Genomic DNA, 17,782 nt, shown 5'->3' on the forward strand with positions numbered 1-17,782 from the left:
GCGCGGATGCGATTCGACGGCGCCCGGGCGGGCTGGCGCGAGACGCCCCGGCCCGGCTGCACGCTCGACCAGCGCGACTGGCTGACGCGCGGCGGCTCGCTGACCGCGCACCTCGCGCGGCTCGGCCGCGTGACGGTGCGCGTGACCCGCGAGGCGGTCGACTGCCCGTGGTTCGACGAGCATGCGGCGCTCGCCAGCGCGCCGCGCGCGCCGATGTGGGTGCGCGAGGTGATCCTGTCGGTCGACGGTACGCCGTACATCGCCGCGCACAGCATCGCGCCGCTCGCCGCGAGCAAGGGGATCTGGCAGGCGATACGGCGGCTGCGCACGCGGCCGCTCGCCGAGCTGCTGTACAGCGATCCGCAGGTCGAGCGCTCGACGCTCGTCAGCCGGCGCGTGATCGCCGGCCATCCGCTGTATGCGCTCGCGACGCACGCGCTTGCCGGCGCCCGGGCGCCGCATGCGTTCGCCGCGCGGCGCTCGGTGTTCCAGCGGCACGGTGCGCCGCTGATGGTGACCGAATGCATGCTGCCCGCGCTGTGGCGGCATATCGATGCGTATGGCGACGGGCCGCGCCCGGGCGGATCGGTCGAGGGCGCGTGATGCTGCAAGGCTTTCCGCCGGTCGTGGGGCCGGACACGCATACGATGATCCTCGGCAGCTTTCCCGGCGAGGCGTCGCTCGATGCGGCGCAGTATTACGCGCATCCGCGCAATCAGTTCTGGCGGTTGCTGGGTACGGTGCTGGGCGAGCCGGCGCTGCACGAACTCGCGTATGACGCGCGGCTCGAACGCGTGCTCACACATGGCATCGGCATCTGGGACGTGCTCGCCGCGTGCCATCGCGAAGGCAGTCTCGATTCGGCGATTCGCCATGCGAAGCCGAATGACTTCGATTCGTTGCGCGAGCATGCGCCGCTGCTGAAGAGGGTGTGTTTCAACGGCAAGACGGCGGGGCGGTTTGCGGAAGTGATCGGCGCGGCGGGATATGAGACGCTGGTGCTGCCTTCGTCGAGCCCGGCGAATGCGATGCTTTCGTTCGAGCAGAAGCTCGTCTTCTGGCAAGGAATCCGCGGCTGACCGCGGCGCGACCGAACCGTCGGTCGTTTCAGCCGCGCCGTTCCTGCAACTCTACTTTTGCAATTCGGGTGCCTTTGCCAGCGCGGATTGCAGCTTGGACACCGCATCGGCCGTTGCAAGCTGCCCGGCCAGGCCGAAGTTGCGCTTGAATTCACTGAACTCCGCGTGGCCGGTACCCGTCACGTCCGCGGTGACAACGGTCTGGCCGCTCGGGTCCGCCACGGTGCAGGCGAGCGTGACCGAGAAGTCCGTGGGCGGCCACGTGAAGGGGCTGGGGGACGACGACGTCGTCTTGATCGTCGGCGTGATCACGTAATCGAGATGCTTGGCCTGAATCGTTGCCGCGTCCGGCGCACTCTTGAGCTTGGTCACATTCTTGAATACGTGGCCGAGACCGACGTAAATCGGCAATTCGAGGTCGTGGTACGGGCGATAGCTCACCTTGTCGCCGCCGCCGCCGGGCGTAATCACTTCCCGCGACAACTGATCATCCGTGATGACAAGACCCACTGTCTTGTCGAGTGGCGAGGTCGACAGAGCCGGAATCTTGCTCGCGTCGCCGGTCAGCGAAATTTCGTGCGCACAGCCGGATAATGCCGCGACCACGGCTGCTGCTGCAATCATTCGAATCAATGCCATTGTGCTTGGTCTCTCGTGGTGTGGTTGATAACGTTATTGAATTGCCTCGAGGAAGGCGGGATCGGCATATAGCTCGCCGAGCAGCTTTTGCACGGCGAGCGGATATTCTTCGCGTGCTTTCGGTACGGCAATCATTGCCGCGAACGCCGAATCCCATTGCGTGTGCGCGGATTTGACCTGGTCGTAGCGCACTGCGCCGGCGCGCATCACGATGAAGCGCGCCGACAGTCTCGCGGCGCCGGTGGCCATGCCGACGTCGATGTCGTTTTCCAGTAGCGTCGCCTTGATCTCGACATCGCTTTGCGCGGAAAGCTTGCCGGCCATCTGCAATTCCTTCGTCATCGCGTCGGCAAGATAGGCGCCGAACGAATCCCCGACCGGGGACTTCATCAGGTTTGCGCGCAGGGGGACCGGGTACCGATTGGTGGTATCCGGGCGGGATTCGAACGCGCCGATTTTCGCGTGCGCGGTCGTGGCATTCTTGAGCGACTGAATATTGTCGACAGCGGGGGAATACGGCGGAGCGATCATCGAACACGCGCTCAATAACACGATCGGCACGATCAGGCCGACTGTACGGACAACGTTGGGCATATTTGAATTACCTTTGATTGCTAAAGTCGGCTTACACGGGGACGTGTAAAGCAATGTCGCCCGGCGCGCGATCGGCGGATATAAGCGTGAGGTTTTGTCTGGTGGAATTCGATTTGGCCTCCGTTCGGAAATATCGGCACGGAATCGCAAATCTTGAATCGCGCGGCGGGTGAGCGACGCCACTCAGTTTCGATCGCCGTCGCCCCATTTCCATCCCGGTTTCTCGCCTTTCACCGAGCAAATGGCAATCAGCGCGGCGGACAACTCCGCAACGCACGCGCCGAACGCATATGGCACCCGGTTCGGCGGCAGAAGCCACACGCTCGCGACGAGTCCGAGCATGTACAGAAGCAGCGCCCCCCAGCTTTGCCAGGTGACCGGCAAACCCCATCCCCACCCGTAGCGCTTGGCCGGGAACCAGATCGTCTTCGAGTTCGGGTCCATGCGATCCTCCCGTCGTCAGTGGTAGTTGCTTTCTCTCTGTCGACGTACTGCGAGGATCGTTACCGTTCGGCTGTCGTCGATCCCGAACAACGCAACATAGCCGGCTGCACCGAACGGAATGATCAGTTTCCGCAGAAATGGCATCGATGGATGGACTTTGCGGCAGGTGAACGGCGGCGATTCGAGTGTTGCGATTCCGGAAGCGTTCGGCAGCTCGCCGCCTCGCACCAATGCTATCCTCTCGTCCGCAAAACCCGCCTCACCCCTGCGAGATTCATCCATGACCCGACTGATCAAGCGCGCGTCCGCCGAGGCGCGCGCATTCAAGCGCGACGAACCGTCCGCGTACAACGGCTCCGCGAAACTCCGGCCGCCGCGCGTGAAGCGCCGCACCGACATCGACGAACACGACGACGTGCCCGTGCTCGAAGCGCCGCGCAAGCCGCGCTTCGCGCCCGTTACGTTCTCCGAAGAGGGCGGCGTGCGCTTTCTGCACTTCGGCACCGAATGGGTGCAGGGTGCGATGCGGATTTCCAAGCCGCTGCACATCGAGCTCGAATACGCGCAGCAGATGATGGCGTGGCTGCTGTTCCTCGAAACCCCCGAGCGCGTCGTGCAGCTCGGGCTCGGCACGGGCGCCTTGACCAAGTTCGCGCACCGCTTCCTGCCGCAGGCGAAGGTCGAGGCCGTCGAGCTGAACCCGGCCGTGATCGTCGCCGCGCACACGATGTTCGCGCTGCCGCCCGACGACGCGCGCCTCGCCGTGCACGAAGCCGACGCGTGGGATTTCGTCAACGAACCGGCCAACCGCGGCACCATCGGCGCGCTGCAGATCGACCTGTACGACGCCACCGCGCGCGGCCCGGTGCTCGACAGCGTCGCGTTCTACCGCGCGGTGCGCGGCTGCCTCGCCGACGCGGGCATCGCGACGATCAACCTGTTCGGCGACCATCCGAGCTTCGTGCGCAACATGAAGCACCTGAACACGGCGTTCGACAACCGCGTGATCGCGCTGCCCGAAGTGCACGACGGCAACCGGATCGCGCTCGCATTCTCGGGCCCCGCGCTCGACGTGCCGTTCGCGCAGCTCGACGCGCGCGCGGCGCTGATCGAGGACACGCTGAAGCTGCCCGCGCGCAAGTGGGTGAAAGCTTTGAAAGCGTCGGTTGCGCCGCGCGCGGCCGCGTTCGCCATCTGACGCTTCATGCGCCGGCAGCATGCCGGCGCAACCGCTCGGCGGGGACGGATCACCTCGGGTTCGTCCCTGCTTGACCGGCCGCTTGCGGCTCCTATACTGGCGCGAAGCCAGGGGAGCCGCAGCTTACCCGTTTCGCCGCTCCTCTCGCCGCCGTACCCGTTCAAGAAAACCGACAACCGGGAATGATGAGGAGACGTCATGGCTCACGATGCCGACGCCAACCGGGCCGCCAAGCGCTGGCTCTGGCTGCTGGTGCTGCCGCTGATCGCGATGGTCTGGGTGCCGTCGTACAACAAGGTCGATCCGCAATGGTTCGGCTTTCCGTTCTTCTACTGGTATCAGCTGCTGTGGGTTTTCATTAGCGCGGTGATCACCGCGCTCGTCTACTTCAAGACCAAGAACGCGTGGAAGGCAGGCGGCACGCAAGGAGACGGTCGATGAATCTTGCCGCTACCTTCGTCTTCGTCCTGCTGTTCATCGGCGTCACGATCATCGGCTTTCTCGCCGCGAACTGGCGGCGCGGCGATCTCGCGCATCTCGACGAATGGGGCCTCGGCGGCCGCCGCTTCGGCACCGTCGTCACGTGGTTCCTGCTCGGCGGCGACCTGTACACCGCGTACACGTTCGTCGCGGTGCCGGCGCTGGTGTTCGGCGCGGGCGCGATGGGTTTCTTCGCACTGCCGTACACCATCCTGATCTATCCGTTCGCGTTCGTGGTGTTCCCGAAGCTGTGGAGCATCGCGAAGCGGCACGGCTACGTGACGTCCGCCGACTTCGTCAACGCGCGCTACGGCAGCCGGATGCTCGCGCTCGCGATCGCGGTGACGGGCATCCTCGCGACGATGCCGTACATCGCGCTGCAGCTCGTCGGCATCGAGGTCGTGATCGGCGCGCTCGGCTTCGACACGACCGGCTTCGTCGGCGACCTGCCGCTGATCATCGCGTTCGCGATCCTCGCCGCATACACGTACACGTCGGGCCTGCGCGCGCCCGCGATGATCGCGATCGTGAAGGACATCCTGATCTACATCACGATCGCCGCGGCAGTCATCGTGATTCCGGCGAAGCTCGGCGGCTTCGGCCAGATCTTCGGCCATGTGCCGCCCGCGAAGCTGCTGCTGAAGGCGCCGGACGCCGCAAGTCTGAACGGCTTCAGCGCATACGCGACGCTCGCGATCGGCTCGGCGCTCGCGCTGTTCCTGTATCCGCATTCGGTCACGGCGATCCTGTCGTCGTCGTCGGGCAACTCGATCCGCCGCAACATGGCGATGCTGCCCGCGTACTCGTTCGTGCTCGGCCTGCTCGCGCTGCTCGGCTACATGGCGCTCGCGTCGGGCGTGAAGGACATGCCGCAGTACGCGCCGTACTTCAAGGCGTTCGGCCCGAACTTCGCGGTGCCCGCGCTGTTCCTCGAGTATTTCCCGTCGTGGTTCGTCGGCATCGCGTTCGCGGCGATCGGCATCGGTGCGCTGGTGCCGGCGGCGATCATGTCGATCGCGGCCGCGAACCTGTACACGCGCAACATCCACCGCGAGTTCGTCAATCGCAACATGACGCACGAGCAGGAGACGCACGTCGCGAAGCTCGTGTCGCTGATCGTGAAGGTGGGGGCGGTCGCATTCATCCTCGGGCTGCCGCTGACCTATGCGATCCAGCTGCAGCTGCTCGGCGGCATCTGGATCATCCAGACGCTGCCCGCGATCGTGCTCGGCCTCTACACGCGCATGCTCGACTATCGCGGCCTGCTGGCCGGCTGGGCCGCGGGCATCGTGTGCGGCACGTGGATGGCGGCCTCGCTGAAGCTCGCGAGCTCGATCTTCACGATCCACCTGTTCGGCTATGCGATTCCCGGGTATGCGGCGGTGTGGTCGCTGGTCGTGAACCTCGTCGTCGCGATCGTCGTCAGCGTGCTGGTGCGCGTGATGGGCATGTCGCATGCGGAAGACCGCACGCGGCCGGAGGATTATCTGGACGTCGTCGAAGGCTGACGCGCTGCGTGCGCGCAAAAACAAAACCGCCCGCCACCGGAAGGTGGTGGGCGGTTTTTCTCGTCAGCCCTTTGCGCGCTGCGCGAGCTCGTCGCGCTGCGACAGATCCTCGACGTTGACCATCCACTGGATGCCGAAGCGGTCCTTCAGCATTCCGAAACCGAGCGCCCAGAAGGTCTTCCCGAACGGCATCGTCACCTCGCCGCCGTCGGCGAGCGCGTCGAACAGCTTCTTGCCTTCGTCGACGGTCGACGGGTTCAGCGACAGCGAATAGCCGGTGTGCGTACCGCCCGTATTGCGGCAATCGCCGTCCGAGCACATGATCGTCGACTCGCCGATCGTGAAGCTCGCATGCATGATCTTGTCCGCCATCTCGGGCGTGACAGGGTGCTCGGGGTTCGGCGGCGCGTCCTTGAAATGCATCTTGAACATCGTCTTCGCGCCGAGTGCTTTTTCGTAGAACTGAAGTGCTGCTTCGGCCTGTCCGTAGAAAGTCAAATACGGTTCGACTCGCATCGTCTGTCTCCTGTTGAACGGGAAGGGCGCATCGGGAAGCGGCCGACGCGCCCGTGACGTGGATTGTAGTGCGCGAGGTTGACCGAGGCATGAAAAATAAAACGGCCGCGAACACGCGGTTCGCGGCCGTTTCCGGCGTGGCTGCTGTCGTCAGCTGACAGCGCTGCTGCCAGCCGCTGACGCGTCAGCGCAGCGCGTCGATCAGCTTCTCGAGCTTCACCGCATCGGCGGCGAACGTGCGGATGCCTTCGGCGAGCTTCTCGGTCGCCATCGCGTCGTCGTTCAGCTGGAAGCGGAAGGCAGGCTCATCGATTGCTACACGCGCGGCCGGCGCGTCCGTGAGGGTTTCCGGCGACAGCTTGCGCGCGACCGTCTCGTTGCTGTCCTGCAGCTTCTGCAGCAAATCGGGGCTGATGGTCAGCAGGTCGCAGCCGGCGAGCTCGACGATCTGGCTCGTCGTGCGGAAGCTCGCGCCCATCACCTCGGTGCCATAGCCGAAGGTCTTGTAGTACGTGTAGATGCGGCGCACCGACTGCACGCCCGGATCGTTCGCGCCGCCGTTCGTCGCTTCATCCCACTCGGCGCCGGCCTGCTTCTTGTACCAGTCGTAGATGCGGCCGACGAACGGCGAGATCAGCTGCGCGCCGGCTTCCGCGCACGCGGCGGCCTGCACCAGCGAGAAAAGCAGGGTCATGTTGCACTTGATCCCTTCCTTCTGCAGCACCTCGGCCGCGCGGATGCCTTCCCACGTCGACGCGAGCTTGATCAGGATGCGCTCGCGGCCGATGCCGGCGGCTTCGTAGAGCTTGATCAGTTCGTGCGCCTTATCGACGGAGCGCTGTGCGTCGAACGACAGGCGCGCGTCGACCTCGGTCGACACGCGGCCCGGGATCAGCTTCAGGATCTCGGTGCCGAATGCGATCAGCAGGCGGTCGATGATGAAGTCGGTGCTTTCGTTGCGGTGATCGCGGACGGTTTTTTCGAGGATCGGCTTGTACGCATCCTTCTGCACGGCCTTCAGGATCAGCGACGGGTTCGTGGTCGCGTCCTGCGGCTTGTATTGCGCGAGCTGCTGGAAATCGCCCGTGTCGGCGACGACGGTGGTGTACTGCTTGAGCTGGTCGAGTGCGGTAGTCATGGCGATTCGAGAAGAGGGCGCGATGCGCCGGGGTTCCCACGGGCCGCGCGTGCGCGGCGGCGAAGCGAAGCGGCGCGCGGGGCGCCGCTTCCGATCCGTTATTCTAGGCCCGATTCGCGTCGCGCATGTTTCGCACGGCGGACGATCGTGCGGGAATGCTGTTTGCGCCCACCGCGACGCGCGCGCCCGGGCGTCATGCCGGGCGGCGCGCGTTGAGGATCACCTGGGTGACGACCCCCGCGACGAGCCCCCAGAACGCCGAGCCGATCGACAGCAGCGTGAGGCCCGACGCGGTGACCATGAACGTGACGAGCGCGGCCTCGCGCTGCTTCGCGTCCTGCATCGCGTTCGCGAGGCCGCTCATGATCGAGCCGAACAGCGCGAGCGCGGCGACCGACACGACGAGCGCCTTCGGCAGCGCGGCGAACAGCGCGGCGATCGTCGCGCCGAAAATCCCGGCAACCAGGTAGAACGTGCCGCACCACACCGCGGCCGTATAGCGCTTCGCGCGATCCTCGTGCGCCTCGGGGCCGGTGCAGATCGCGGCGGTGATCGCCGCGAGGTTCACGCCGTGCGAGCCGAACGGCGCGAGCACGAGCGACGCGAGGCCGGTCGTCGCGATCAGCGGCGACGACGGCGTCGGGTAGCCGTCCGCGCGCAGCACCGCGATGCCCGGCACGTTCTGCGACGCCATCGCGACCACGAACAGCGGAATGCCGATGCTGACGATCGACGCGATCGAGAACGCCGGGACCGTGAACACCGGCTTCGCGAACGCGACGTGGAACCGGCTGAAGTCGAGCAGGCCGAGCATGCCGGCGGCCACGGTGCCGACGGCGAGCGTCGTGACGATCGCATAGCGCGGCGCCGCGCGCTTGACGATCAGGTACGTGAAGAACATCGCGAGCACGAGCGCGGTCTGGTGCTGCGCGGCGCGGAAGATCTCGATGCCGATCTCGAACAGGATGCCGGCGAGCAGCGCGGCGGCGATGCCGGCGGGAATCCGGCGCATCAGCGTGTCGAACAGGCCGCTCACGCCGACCGCGGTCAGTAGCAGCGCGCAGACGATGAACGCGCCGATCGCCTCGGCATACGGCACGCCGGGCAGCGACGCGACCAGCAGCGCGGCGCCGGGCGTCGACCACGCGACGACGACGGGCGCGCGAAAGCGCAGCGACAGGCCGATCGTCGTCACCGCCATGCCGATCGACAGCGCCCAGATCCACGACGAGATCTGCGCGTCGCTCAGGTGCGCGGCGCGGCCGGCCTGGAACATCAGCACGAGCGAGCTCGTGTAGCCGGTCATCATCGCGACGAAACCGGCGACGAGCGCGGATACCGAGGTATCCGAGAAAAAACGGCCGCTCGCGCGGCCCGTGTCCGCGACGGATGGCGGGTTCATGGTGACTCCGGGGGAACGCGGCCCGCGAGGGCGGGGCCGCCGTCAGGTGTTATTTGCTGAGTGCGCGCATCGCGGTTTCGAGGCCCGCGAGCGTGAGCGGATACATGCGCTGGCCGAGCAGGTCGCGGATCACCGCGACCGACTGGCGGTATTCCCATAGTCGCTCGGGCTCGGGGTTCAGCCACGCGTGATGGGGGAACTGGTCGGCGAGCCGCCGCAGCCATACCGCGCCGGCCTCGGGGTTGTTGTATTCGACCGAGCCGCCCGGCTGCAGCACTTCGTACGGGCTCATCGTCGCATCGCCGACGAAGATCAGCTTGTAGTCGGGCGTGAACTTGTGGAGCACGTCCCAGGTCGCGGTGCGCTCCGCGTGGCGGCGGCGGTTGTTCTTCCACAGGTGGTCGTACACGCAATTGTGGAAGTAGAAGAACTCGAGGTGCTTGAATTCGGCCTTCGCGGCGGAGAACAGCTCTTCGGTGCGCTTGATGTGGTCGTCCATCGAGCCGCCGACGTCGAGCAGCATCAGCACCTTCACGTTGTTGTGGCGCTCGGGCACCATCCGCAGGTCGAGCCAGCCCGCGTTCGCGGCGGTGCTGCGGATCGTGCCGGGCAGGTCGAGCTCCTCGGCCGCGCCTTCGCGCGCGAAGCGGCGCAGCCGCCGCAGCGCCACCTTGATGTTGCGCGTGCCGATCTCGACCGAATCGTCGTAGTCGCGGAACGCGCGCGCTTCCCACACCTTGACCGCGGTGCGGTTGCCGTTCGACGGCCCGCCGATGCGGATGCCTTCCGGGTTGTAGCCGCCGTGCCCGAACGGCGACGTGCCGCCGGTGCCGATCCACTTGTTGCCGCCTTCGTGCCGCTCCTTCTGCTCGTCGAGCAGTTCCTTCAGGCGCGCCATCAGCTTGTCGAGCCCGCCCATCGCTTCGATCTGCGCCTTTTCCTCCGGCGACAGCTCGCGCTCGAGCCGTTTCTCGAGCCAGTCGAGCGGGACGTCGAACGCGTCGGCCGGCAGCGCGGACACGCCGTGGAAGTACGCGCCGAACGCCTGGTCGAACTTGTCGAAGTATTGCTCGTCCTTCACGAGCGTCATGCGCGCGAGGTAGTAGAACGCGTCGATCGACGGCGCGATCAGCCCGGCCTTCAGCGATTCGAGCAGCGTCAGGTATTCCTTCACCGAGACGGGCAGCTTCGCTGCGCGCAGCGCGTAGAAGAAATTGAGCAGCATGGCCGGGCCTTTGCGGGTTGTGCGCTTACCGGTTGCGCTGGTTCATGTAGACGAGCCGCTCGAACAGGCTCAGGTCCTGTTCGTTCTTCAGCAGCGCGCCCACGAGCGGCGGCACGATCTGCTTGCGATCGGTGCCGCGCAGCGATTCCGGCGGAATGTTCTCGGCGAGCAGCAGCTTCAGCCAGTCGAGCAGCTCGGACGTCGACGGCTTCTTCTTCAGGCCCGACACGCCGCGCAGCTCGAAGAAGCTCTCGAGCGCCGCGTGCAGCAGCTCCTCGCGGATGTTCGGGTAGTGCACCGCGACGATCTTCTGCATCGTCGACGCGTCGGGGAACTGGATGTAGTGGAAGAAGCAGCGGCGCAGGAACGCGTCGGGCAGCTCCTTCTCGTTGTTCGACGTGATGATCACGAGCGGGCGGTGCTTCGCGCGCACCGTCTGGCGGGTCTCGTACACGTGGAATTCCATCCGGTCGAGCTCGCGCAGCAGGTCGTTCGGGAATTCGATGTCGGCCTTGTCGATCTCGTCGATCAGCAGGACGGTCGGCTGCTCGGCGTCGAACGCCTGCCACAGCACGCCCTTCACGATGTAGTTCGCGATGTCCTTCACGCGTTCGTCGCCGAGCTGCGAGTCGCGCAGCCGCGACACGGCGTCGTATTCGTACAGGCCCTGCTGCGCCTTCGTGGTCGACTTGATGTGCCACTGCAGCAGCGGCATGCCGAGCGCGGCGGCCACTTCCTCGGCGAGCATGGTCTTGCCGGTGCCGGGTTCGCCCTTGATCAGGAGCGGGCGTTGCAGCGTCAGCGCGGCGTTGACCGCGAGCTTCAGATCGTCGGTGGCGACGTAGTGCGAGGACCCTTCGAAACGCATGGCGGCGCTCTTCCCGTTCGCGAAAAAATCCCAGTATAAGTCAGAAGGGCTGTCGGCTTCGCCGGCGGCCGCGTATCGTTGCTGGGCCGCGGCGGGGCGGGCCGGGAAGCTGTATGGACGCATTCCCCGCCGTCGCGGTACAATCTGGCCGTTTTTTTGGCCTGCGTGGCGACCCGATAAGCAAAACGGCGCGGGCCGTTGCCGCTTTGGCGCCAGTTTCCCCTCAAGCTAGGTTACAAGAGCTATGAACAAATTCGTCGGCAAACACGTTGTTGTCGCAGCGCTCGTGGCGCTCGCGGGCAGCGCGCAGGCGGCCGGTGTGGTCGGCAACCCGAAGGACGGGGCGAGCAAGGCCGCCATGTGCATCGGCTGCCACGGCATCGACGGCTACCGCACGGCCTATCCGGAGGTCTACCGGGTGCCGGTCCTCGGCGGCCAGAACGAGCAATACCTCGCGAATGCGCTGCAAGCCTACCGCAAGAAGGATCGTCACTTCCCGTCGATGAACGCGATCGCCGGCTCGCTGACGGATCAGGACATCGCCGATCTGGCGGCCTACTACGCCGTGCAGAAGGCCGACACGAAAGACAATCCCTACAAGTAAGCGCCGCTTGCTGATCTCACACGCGGGATAGGAGCATTCATGAACAACGCATTCAAGACGGCGGCGGCGATCGCGTTCGCCGCCGGCCTCGCGATCGGCAGCGCGCACGCGGCCGACCTGACGAAGGGCAAGGAGCTGGTCGAGTCGCACAACTGCGCGGCCTGCCACGGCGCAAAGATGAACCAGCCGATCAACGCCGAGTATCCGCGCCTCGCCGGCCAGCACGCCGACTACCTCGTCTGGGCGATGCGCCAGTACCAGATGGGCGTGGCGAACCCGCTGCTCGGCCGCAACAACGCGATCATGCAGGCGCAGGTGCAGAACCTGTCGGTCAGCGACATGAAGGACATCGCGGCCTACATCGAGTCGCTGAAGGGCGACCTGGTGTTCAAGAAGTAAGCGTCGCGGGCCCGTGCGGGCCCGGGCTGCGCAAGATACCCCGCCGAGGCGGGGTATTTTTTTGTCCGCGCGCGGCCGGCGCCCGGCTCAGTCGCGCGACGCGCGGCGCAGGATGCGCTGCAGGTACGCGTCGGTGTCCGGCGGCGTGTTGGTGCGCTGGGCTTCCCAGATCGTCTCGCCGAGGCATTCCATGATCGCGTGCTGCGCGTCGTGCGTCGAGTCGAGCCTGGCCGCCAGCTTGTCGTGCGCGGCGCGGATCCCCGGCGGCTGGTCGATCGACAGCTGCTCGCTGATCGCGAGGTGCATCGACAGGTGCAGGAACGGGTTGGTGCGGCCTTCCTCGGGCGCATAGTTGCGCGTGGCCGCGCCGTCGGCGTCCTCGAGTTCGGCGTGGTATTCGGGGTGTTCGACGATCCAGTCGGCCGCGATCGCTTCCAGCGGGGTCAGGATTTCGCCGGCGCGCTGCTTGCGCCAGGTGTCGATGAAAAAGCGACGCACGTCGTCGCGGCTCGGATTGAACATGGTGGGGAACGTCGGGATTCTCGCGGCCTCATGCCGCGTCGCGCATTGTACGCCGGGTCGGCGGACGGTGCTGGCGGCGGGGGGCGGCGGCGCTTGCGGGTAAGCGCGGGCTGGGCCGCGTGCCGCGCCGCCGATACACTCCTGCGACATCCGTCGCTTCACCCCATTCCACCGCATTCGTGTTGCCATGACCGTCACCGCCCGCTCACCGTCCGGCGCCCTGCAGGGCGCGCTCTACGTCGCGTTGTCCGCCGCTGCGTTCGGCGCGATGGCGATCTTCGGCCGCTACGCGTATGCGGGCGGCGTCGACGTGCTCGGCCTGCTGATCGTGCGCTTCGCGATCGGCGGCGCGGTGCTGGCCGCGATCGCCCGGCACCGGGGCGTCGCATGGCCGCGCGGCCGGGCGCTCGCGCCGCTCGTCGCGATGGGCGCGCTCGGCTACGTCGGCCAGTCGTTCTGCTACTTCAGCGCGCTGCAGCACGCGCAGGCGAGCCTCGTTGCGCTGCTGCTGTACCTGTATCCGGCGTTCGTCACGCTGCTCGCCGCGTGGTGGCTCGGCGAGCGGCTCACGCGCGCCAAGGTCGTCGCGCTCGTGCTGTGCGTCGCGGGTTCGGCGCTGATGGTCGGCGGCGGGCACGGCGAGCCGCTCGGCATCGCGCTGGCGCTCGCGGCCGCGGTGATCTATTCGCTGTACATCGTCGCCGGCACCCGGGCGACGCGCGGGATCGACCCGCTCGCGACGACCGCGATCATCTGCGTGTCGGCAACCGGGATGCTCGTGCTGATCGCCGTGGCGCGCAGCACGGTGCTCGGCGCGCCGCCGCACTGGCCCGCGACGGCGGGCGGCTGGGCGACGATGCTGGCGATCGCGCTGGTGTCGACGGTGGCCGCGATGATCGCGTTCTTCGCGGGGCTCGAACGGCTCGGCGCGGCGCGCACGTCGATGCTGTCGACGCTCGAGCCGGTCGTGACCGTCGCGCTCGCGGCGCTGCTGTTCGGCGAAGCGCTGTCGCCGCTGCAGTGGGCCGGCGGCGCGGCGATCCTCGCGGCGGTGCTGGCGCTCGTGCGGGCAGGCGGCGCCGCGGCCGACGACGCGACGGCGACGTCCAACGCGTAATCCACCCGGCCGGCACGATGCCCGGCGCGGCGAATCAATCGGCCGGCGGCGGCGTCTTCGGCCTGAACTCGCACAGCGGCTCGATCGCGCAGTGCCAGCATTCGGGCTTGCGCGCCTTGCACACGTAGCGGCCGTGCAGGATCAGCCAGTGATGCGCGTCCTGCAGGTATTCCTTCGGCGTGAACTTCTCGAGCGCGGCTTCGACGGCCCGCACGTCCTTGCCGGGCGCGAGGCCGGTGCGGTTCGCGACGCGGAAGATGTGCGTGTCGACCGCGATCGTCGGATGCCCGAACGCGGTGTTGAGCACGACGTTCGCGGTCTTGCGGCCGACGCCCGGCAGGCTCTCGAGCGCCTCGCGATCGGCCGGCACCTCGCCGCCGTACTGCTCGAGCAGGATCCGGCACGTGGCGACCACGTTCTTCGCCTTGGTGCGGTAGAGCCCGATCGTCTTGATGTACTCGGCGACACCTTCCTCGCCGAGCGCGACAATTTGTCGCGGCGTGTTCGCGACCGGGAACATCTTGCGCATTGCCTTGTTGACCGACACGTCGGTGGCCTGCGCGGACAGCAGCACCGCGATCAGCAGTTCGAACGGCGTCGAGTATTCGAGCTCGGTGGTCGGATTCGGATTGAGGCTCTGCAGCGTTTCGAAGATCGCGCGTCGTTTGCTGGCGTTCATCGTGGTGTCTTGTCGGACGGCGCCGGCGGGCCGTCATCGGGTTCGGGCGCCGCTGCGCCGGTGTCCTGCGCCTGCTGTTCGGCAAGCCGCTTGCGGCGCGCCTCGGCCGCATCGATCTGCGCCTGGACGGCGGCGCTCACGCCGTCGGTATTCTTCGGCGCGTCGCCCTGCGCGGCGAGTTCTTCCTTCTTCTTGCGCGCGCGTTCGAGCGCGGCGGCGATGATCGCGCGTTTCTTCGCGTCGGCATCGCTCGCGGCATCGGGCTGCGCGGCGGCCGGCTGGGCCGTGGCGCTCGCCGAGCGGCGCGCGGCCGCGCGCGCCTCGGCCGCTTCGCGTTCGCGGCGCTCGCGCGCGAGGCGGCGGTCGTGGCGTTCGCGGGCGGCGTCGGCCTGCGCCTGGGTCCATGCGTCCCAGCCGGTGTGCTCGCCCGTGACGGGCACCATCGCGATGCAGTCGACCGGGCAGGGCGGCACGCAAAGATCGCAGCCGGTGCAGAGCGAGGCGATCACCGTGTGCATCTGCTTCGGTGCGCCGACGATCGCGTCGACCGGGCAAGCCTGCATGCACAGCGTGCAGCCGATGCAGAGGCTTTCGTCGATCACCGCGACGGGGCGCGGGCGTTCTTCGCCGTTGACCGGGTTCAGCGGGATCACCGGCTTGCCGAGCAGGCGCGCGAGGCGCGCGACGCCTTCGGCGCCGCCCGGTGGGCACTGGTTGTAGTTCGCGTCGCCGGCGGCGATCGCGTCGGCATACGGGCGGCAGCCTTCATAGCCGCACTTCGTGCATTGAGTCTGGGGAAGCAGATCTTCGATGCGATCTGCGAGTGTCTTGGAATCGGTCACGGTGACAGCGGGCGCCGATGCGCCGAATGTCTCTCGGCCGCGGCGGGCGCGGCCGGAAAGGTTTGCCAAATCACGATTATCGCCGATTTCCCGCATTGCGCTTGACGGCGTCTGTGCGCATAATCGAAGCGCTTTTTGCAGGGGCGCAGCAGGAGGGACGCCGTGCGCGGCGTGCCCGTTCGAGGGTCGCCAACGCAGACGCGGCGTGGCGACCGATCCGGATGACGCGGCTCACATAGCAAAACACGCCACCATGAATCAGCCAAAAATCAAAAGAGATCCTGAAGGCACCCGTCGCCGCATCCTGATGGCAGCGGCCGAGGAATTCGCGAGTGGGGGCTTGTTTGGCGCGCGCGTCGACCAGATCGCGCGCCGGGCGGAAACCAACGAGCGCATGCTCTATTACTACTTCGGCAGCAAGGAGCAACTGTTCACCGCGGTGCTCGAACATGCGTTTTCCGCGTTGACCGACGCCGAACGCGTGCTCGACCTGGACGGTGTCGCGCCGGTCGAGGCGATCACGCGGCTCGCGCATTTCGTGTGGGACTATTATCGCGACCATCCCGAGCTGCTGCGGCTCATCAACAACGAAAACCTGCACGAGGCCCGCTACCTGCACAAGTCGTCGCGGATTCGCGAAATGATCTCGCCGATCGTCGCGATGCTCGGCAACGTGCTCACGCGCGGCCAGAAGGCCGGGCTGTTCCGCACCGACGTCGATCCGCTGCGCTTCTACGTGACCCTGTCGGGGCTCGGCTACTACATCGTATCCAACCGCTTCACGCTCGCGGCGACGCTCGGCCGCGACTTCACCCAGCCCGACGAGCGCGCGGAGATGGTCAGGATGAACACCGAGGTGCTGCTCGCGTACCTGCTGCGGCGCTGAGCGCCGGCCGCGGGCCGCCGGATGAAAAAACGCCGCCGTGCTTCACGCATGGCGGCGTTTTTCGTTGGGCGCGCGGCGCGTCAGGCGGCCTTGCGGGCGCGGGCCGGTTTCGCGCGCGCGGCGCTGCGCTTCACGGCGGCGGCTTTCGCCGGTGCGGCCGGTGCAGCTGCGGCGGGCGCCTTCGTGCGCGCGCGTTTTGCGGTAGCCGTCTTGGCCGGCGCGGCCGGTGTGGTCGGCACGGCGGCGAGCTTCGCGGCCGCCGGCGCATCCGGGCGATCCTTCGCGGCGCCGTTTTTCGGCTCCGGCGCGTGCTCGCGGATGAAGTCGCGCAACTGCGGGTAGATGATCGTGCGCCAGCGGCGGCCCGAGAAGATCCCGTAGTGGCCGCATTTCTCCGCGGTCAGGTTGCGGCGATGGTCCTGCGGGATGCCCGTGCACAGCTCGTGTGCGACGTGGGTCTGGCCGCTGCCGGAAATATCGTCGAGTTCGCCCTCGATCGTCATCAGCGCGGTGTGCTTGATGTCCTGCGGGCGCACGAGCTCGCCGGCGACTTCCCACGTGCCTTCGGCGAGGCGGAATTCCTGGAACACGATGCGGATCGTCTCCAGGTAGTACTCGGCGGCCATGTCGAGCACCGCGTTGTATTCGTCGTAGAACGAGCGGTGCGCCTCGGCGTCGTCCTCGTCGCCGCGCAGCAGGCTTTGGTAGAAATCCCAGTGCGATTGCGCGTGGCGTTCCGGGTTCATTGCGACGAAGCCCGCGTGCTGCAGGAAGCCCGGATAGACCTGGCGGCCTTCGCCCGGGTAGTTCGCGGGCACCGTGTGGATCACGTTGTTCTCGAACCACGCGGTGGAGTGCTGGGTCGCGAGCGAGTTCACCGACGTCGGGCTGCGGCGCGCATCGATCGGGCCGCCCATCATCGTCATCGTGAGCGGCGTGTCCTCGCCGCGGCTCGCCATCAGCGAGATCGCCGCGAGCACCGGCACCGTCGGCTGGCACACCGAGATCACGTGCAGGTTGCGCGCGCCGATGTGGCGGATGAACTCCTGGATGTACGCGATGTAGTCGTGCAGGTGGAACGGGCCGACCTCGACCGGCACCATCCGCGCGTCGATCCAGTCGGTGATGTAGACCTTGTGATCCTGCAGCAGCGTGCGCACCGTGTCGCGCAGCAGCGTCGAGTGGTGGCCCGACAGCGGCGCGCAGACCAGCACGACCGGCTCGTCCTTGAGCTGCGTGACGGCGTCGGCGTCGTCCGAGTAGCGCTTGAAGCGCAGCAGCCGGCAGAACGGCTTCTCGACGATCGTCTGCTCGACGATCGGGATGTTGTGGCCGTCCTTGACGATCTGGTGCAGGTTGAACTCGGGCTTCTCGTAATCCTTGCCGAGCCGGTACAGCAATTCGTACGCGGCGGCCATGCGCGTCGCGCCGGGCATCAGCGAGAACGGGCTGGACGGGTTCGCGAACGATTTCGACGCGGCCTGGGCCCAGGCCGTGAGCGGGCTCAGCATCGCCCGCTGGAATTCATGCAGTTGGTAAAGCATGCAAACAACTCCCGCGTGGGGGGACGGTGCGCGAGGGCGGCGTCGGGCGTCGCGGCGCGCCGTGTGGGTCAGGGATCGGCCATGCTGCGCGGCGGCCG

Annotated in this window: 22 protein-coding genes; 9 read left to right on the top strand and 13 right to left on the bottom strand. The window is 67.0% G+C overall.

All coding sequences use genetic code 11. The features are described 5' to 3' along the window. The first annotated feature begins 6 nt into the window (after nt 1-6). Both ABFO07_RS06730 and ABFO07_RS06735 read left to right on the top strand, forming a co-directional pair. On the top strand, nt 7-603 hold the full coding sequence (locus ABFO07_RS06730; protein ID WP_347468577.1) for a chorismate--pyruvate lyase family protein: 597 nt from the start codon (nt 7-9) through the stop codon (nt 601-603). Then, entirely contained in the window at nt 603-1,079 is a 477-nt protein-coding gene (locus tag ABFO07_RS06735) for a DNA-deoxyinosine glycosylase (protein ID WP_059883947.1), read from the top strand. The genes ABFO07_RS06730 and ABFO07_RS06735 overlap by 1 nt, the downstream gene beginning before the upstream one ends. Nucleotides 1,080-1,130: 51 nt before the next feature. Here ABFO07_RS06735 and ABFO07_RS06740 read toward each other — a convergent pair whose 3' ends face one another. From ABFO07_RS06740 to ABFO07_RS06755, 4 genes are all read right to left on the bottom strand, one after another. Further along, entirely contained in the window at nt 1,131-1,718 is a 588-nt protein-coding gene (locus ABFO07_RS06740; RefSeq protein WP_059883946.1) for a hypothetical protein, read from the bottom strand. A 33-nt stretch (nt 1,719-1,751) separates the two neighbouring features. After that, nucleotides 1,752-2,312, bottom strand: coding sequence for a hypothetical protein (locus tag ABFO07_RS06745; RefSeq protein WP_059906412.1), 561 nt, complete (start codon nt 2,310-2,312; stop codon nt 1,752-1,754). A gap of 183 nt (nt 2,313-2,495) precedes the next feature. Further along, nucleotides 2,496-2,756 (bottom strand): hypothetical protein, encoded by a 261-nt coding sequence (locus ABFO07_RS06750; protein WP_059883944.1) that lies wholly within the window; start codon nt 2,754-2,756, stop codon nt 2,496-2,498. A gap of 15 nt (nt 2,757-2,771) precedes the next feature. Further along, nucleotides 2,772-3,038 carry a type II toxin-antitoxin system RelE/ParE family toxin gene (locus tag ABFO07_RS06755; protein WP_347468578.1) on the bottom strand — a complete coding sequence of 89 codons (267 nt, stop codon included), beginning with the start codon at nt 3,036-3,038 and terminating at the stop codon, nt 2,772-2,774. Between ABFO07_RS06755 and ABFO07_RS06760 the strand changes: the two genes are divergently transcribed. From ABFO07_RS06760 to mctP, 3 genes are all read left to right on the top strand, one after another. Then, complete coding sequence (locus ABFO07_RS06760; protein ID WP_059566336.1) at nt 3,037-3,954, top strand: hypothetical protein; 918 nt, start codon at nt 3,037-3,039, stop codon at nt 3,952-3,954. The genes ABFO07_RS06755 and ABFO07_RS06760 overlap by 2 nt on opposite strands. Nucleotides 3,955-4,152: 198 nt before the next feature. Beyond that, nucleotides 4,153-4,395, top strand: coding sequence for a DUF3311 domain-containing protein (locus tag ABFO07_RS06765; protein WP_059566335.1), 243 nt, complete (start codon nt 4,153-4,155; stop codon nt 4,393-4,395). Then, nucleotides 4,392-5,942: a monocarboxylate uptake permease MctP gene (mctP, locus tag ABFO07_RS06770; protein ID WP_060292351.1), complete on the top strand. Its 1,551-nt coding sequence runs from the start codon at nt 4,392-4,394 to the stop codon at nt 5,940-5,942. The genes ABFO07_RS06765 and mctP overlap by 4 nt, the downstream gene beginning before the upstream one ends. Before the next feature lie 63 nt (nt 5,943-6,005). On the opposite strand, the gene ABFO07_RS06775 is transcribed toward mctP, so the two are convergent. The 5 genes from ABFO07_RS06775 to ABFO07_RS06795 form a co-directional block, all read right to left on the bottom strand. Then, on the bottom strand, nt 6,006-6,458 hold the full coding sequence (locus tag ABFO07_RS06775; protein WP_059891835.1) for a VOC family protein: 453 nt from the start codon (nt 6,456-6,458) through the stop codon (nt 6,006-6,008). Nucleotides 6,459-6,642: 184 nt separating this feature from the next. Next, nucleotides 6,643-7,596: a transaldolase gene (gene tal, locus ABFO07_RS06780; protein ID WP_059801907.1), complete on the bottom strand. Its 954-nt coding sequence runs from the start codon at nt 7,594-7,596 to the stop codon at nt 6,643-6,645. 193 nt (nt 7,597-7,789) lie between these two features. Next, nucleotides 7,790-8,998 (bottom strand): benzoate/H(+) symporter BenE family transporter, encoded by a 1,209-nt coding sequence (locus ABFO07_RS06785; protein ID WP_124482180.1) that lies wholly within the window; start codon nt 8,996-8,998, stop codon nt 7,790-7,792. Nucleotides 8,999-9,047: 49 nt separating this feature from the next. Next, nucleotides 9,048-10,223 carry a vWA domain-containing protein gene (locus ABFO07_RS06790; RefSeq protein WP_059801911.1) on the bottom strand — a complete coding sequence of 392 codons (1,176 nt, stop codon included), beginning with the start codon at nt 10,221-10,223 and terminating at the stop codon, nt 9,048-9,050. Nucleotides 10,224-10,248: 25 nt separating this feature from the next. Beyond that, a complete protein-coding gene (locus ABFO07_RS06795; RefSeq protein ID WP_059566329.1) occupies nt 10,249-11,091 on the bottom strand; it encodes an AAA family ATPase in 843 nt (280 codons plus the stop codon). A 244-nt stretch (nt 11,092-11,335) separates the two neighbouring features. Between ABFO07_RS06795 and ABFO07_RS06800 the strand changes: the two genes are divergently transcribed. Both ABFO07_RS06800 and ABFO07_RS06805 read left to right on the top strand, forming a co-directional pair. After that, the gene (locus ABFO07_RS06800) at nt 11,336-11,695 is read left to right on the top strand and encodes a c-type cytochrome (RefSeq protein WP_059566328.1); all 360 of its coding nucleotides are present in this window, start codon (nt 11,336-11,338) and stop codon (nt 11,693-11,695) included. 39 nt (nt 11,696-11,734) lie between these two features. Then, on the top strand, nt 11,735-12,094 hold the full coding sequence (locus ABFO07_RS06805; protein ID WP_059958213.1) for a c-type cytochrome: 360 nt from the start codon (nt 11,735-11,737) through the stop codon (nt 12,092-12,094). An 87-nt stretch (nt 12,095-12,181) separates the two neighbouring features. Here ABFO07_RS06805 and ABFO07_RS06810 read toward each other — a convergent pair whose 3' ends face one another. Further along, complete coding sequence (locus ABFO07_RS06810) at nt 12,182-12,616, bottom strand: DUF1841 family protein (protein WP_059566326.1); 435 nt, start codon at nt 12,614-12,616, stop codon at nt 12,182-12,184. Between the two features lie 187 nt (nt 12,617-12,803). Here ABFO07_RS06810 and ABFO07_RS06815 point away from each other — a divergent pair, with 187 nt between their 5' ends. Further along, on the top strand, nt 12,804-13,733 hold the full coding sequence (locus ABFO07_RS06815; RefSeq protein WP_347468579.1) for a DMT family transporter: 930 nt from the start codon (nt 12,804-12,806) through the stop codon (nt 13,731-13,733). Nucleotides 13,734-13,767: 34 nt separating this feature from the next. Here ABFO07_RS06815 and nth read toward each other — a convergent pair whose 3' ends face one another. Both nth and rsxB read right to left on the bottom strand, forming a co-directional pair. Further along, nucleotides 13,768-14,412: an endonuclease III gene (gene nth / locus ABFO07_RS06820; protein WP_059566324.1), complete on the bottom strand. Its 645-nt coding sequence runs from the start codon at nt 14,410-14,412 to the stop codon at nt 13,768-13,770. Then, nucleotides 14,409-15,350, bottom strand: a complete 942-nt coding sequence (gene rsxB, locus ABFO07_RS06825; RefSeq protein ID WP_059906418.1) for an electron transport complex subunit RsxB — start codon at nt 15,348-15,350, stop codon at nt 14,409-14,411. The genes nth and rsxB overlap by 4 nt, the downstream gene beginning before the upstream one ends. A 157-nt stretch (nt 15,351-15,507) precedes the next feature. Between rsxB and ABFO07_RS06830 the strand changes: the two genes are divergently transcribed. After that, nucleotides 15,508-16,140 carry a TetR family transcriptional regulator gene (locus tag ABFO07_RS06830; RefSeq protein WP_059566322.1) on the top strand — a complete coding sequence of 211 codons (633 nt, stop codon included), beginning with the start codon at nt 15,508-15,510 and terminating at the stop codon, nt 16,138-16,140. An 80-nt stretch (nt 16,141-16,220) separates the two neighbouring features. Here ABFO07_RS06830 and ABFO07_RS06835 read toward each other — a convergent pair whose 3' ends face one another. Then, on the bottom strand, nt 16,221-17,684 hold the full coding sequence (locus ABFO07_RS06835; protein WP_060149726.1) for a polyhydroxyalkanoate depolymerase: 1,464 nt from the start codon (nt 17,682-17,684) through the stop codon (nt 16,221-16,223). Nucleotides 17,685-17,782 lie beyond the last annotated feature (98 nt).

The sequence above is a fragment of the Burkholderia stagnalis genome (assembly GCF_039848545.1).
In the GTDB taxonomy this organism is placed as follows: Bacteria; Pseudomonadota; Gammaproteobacteria; order Burkholderiales; family Burkholderiaceae; genus Burkholderia; species Burkholderia stagnalis.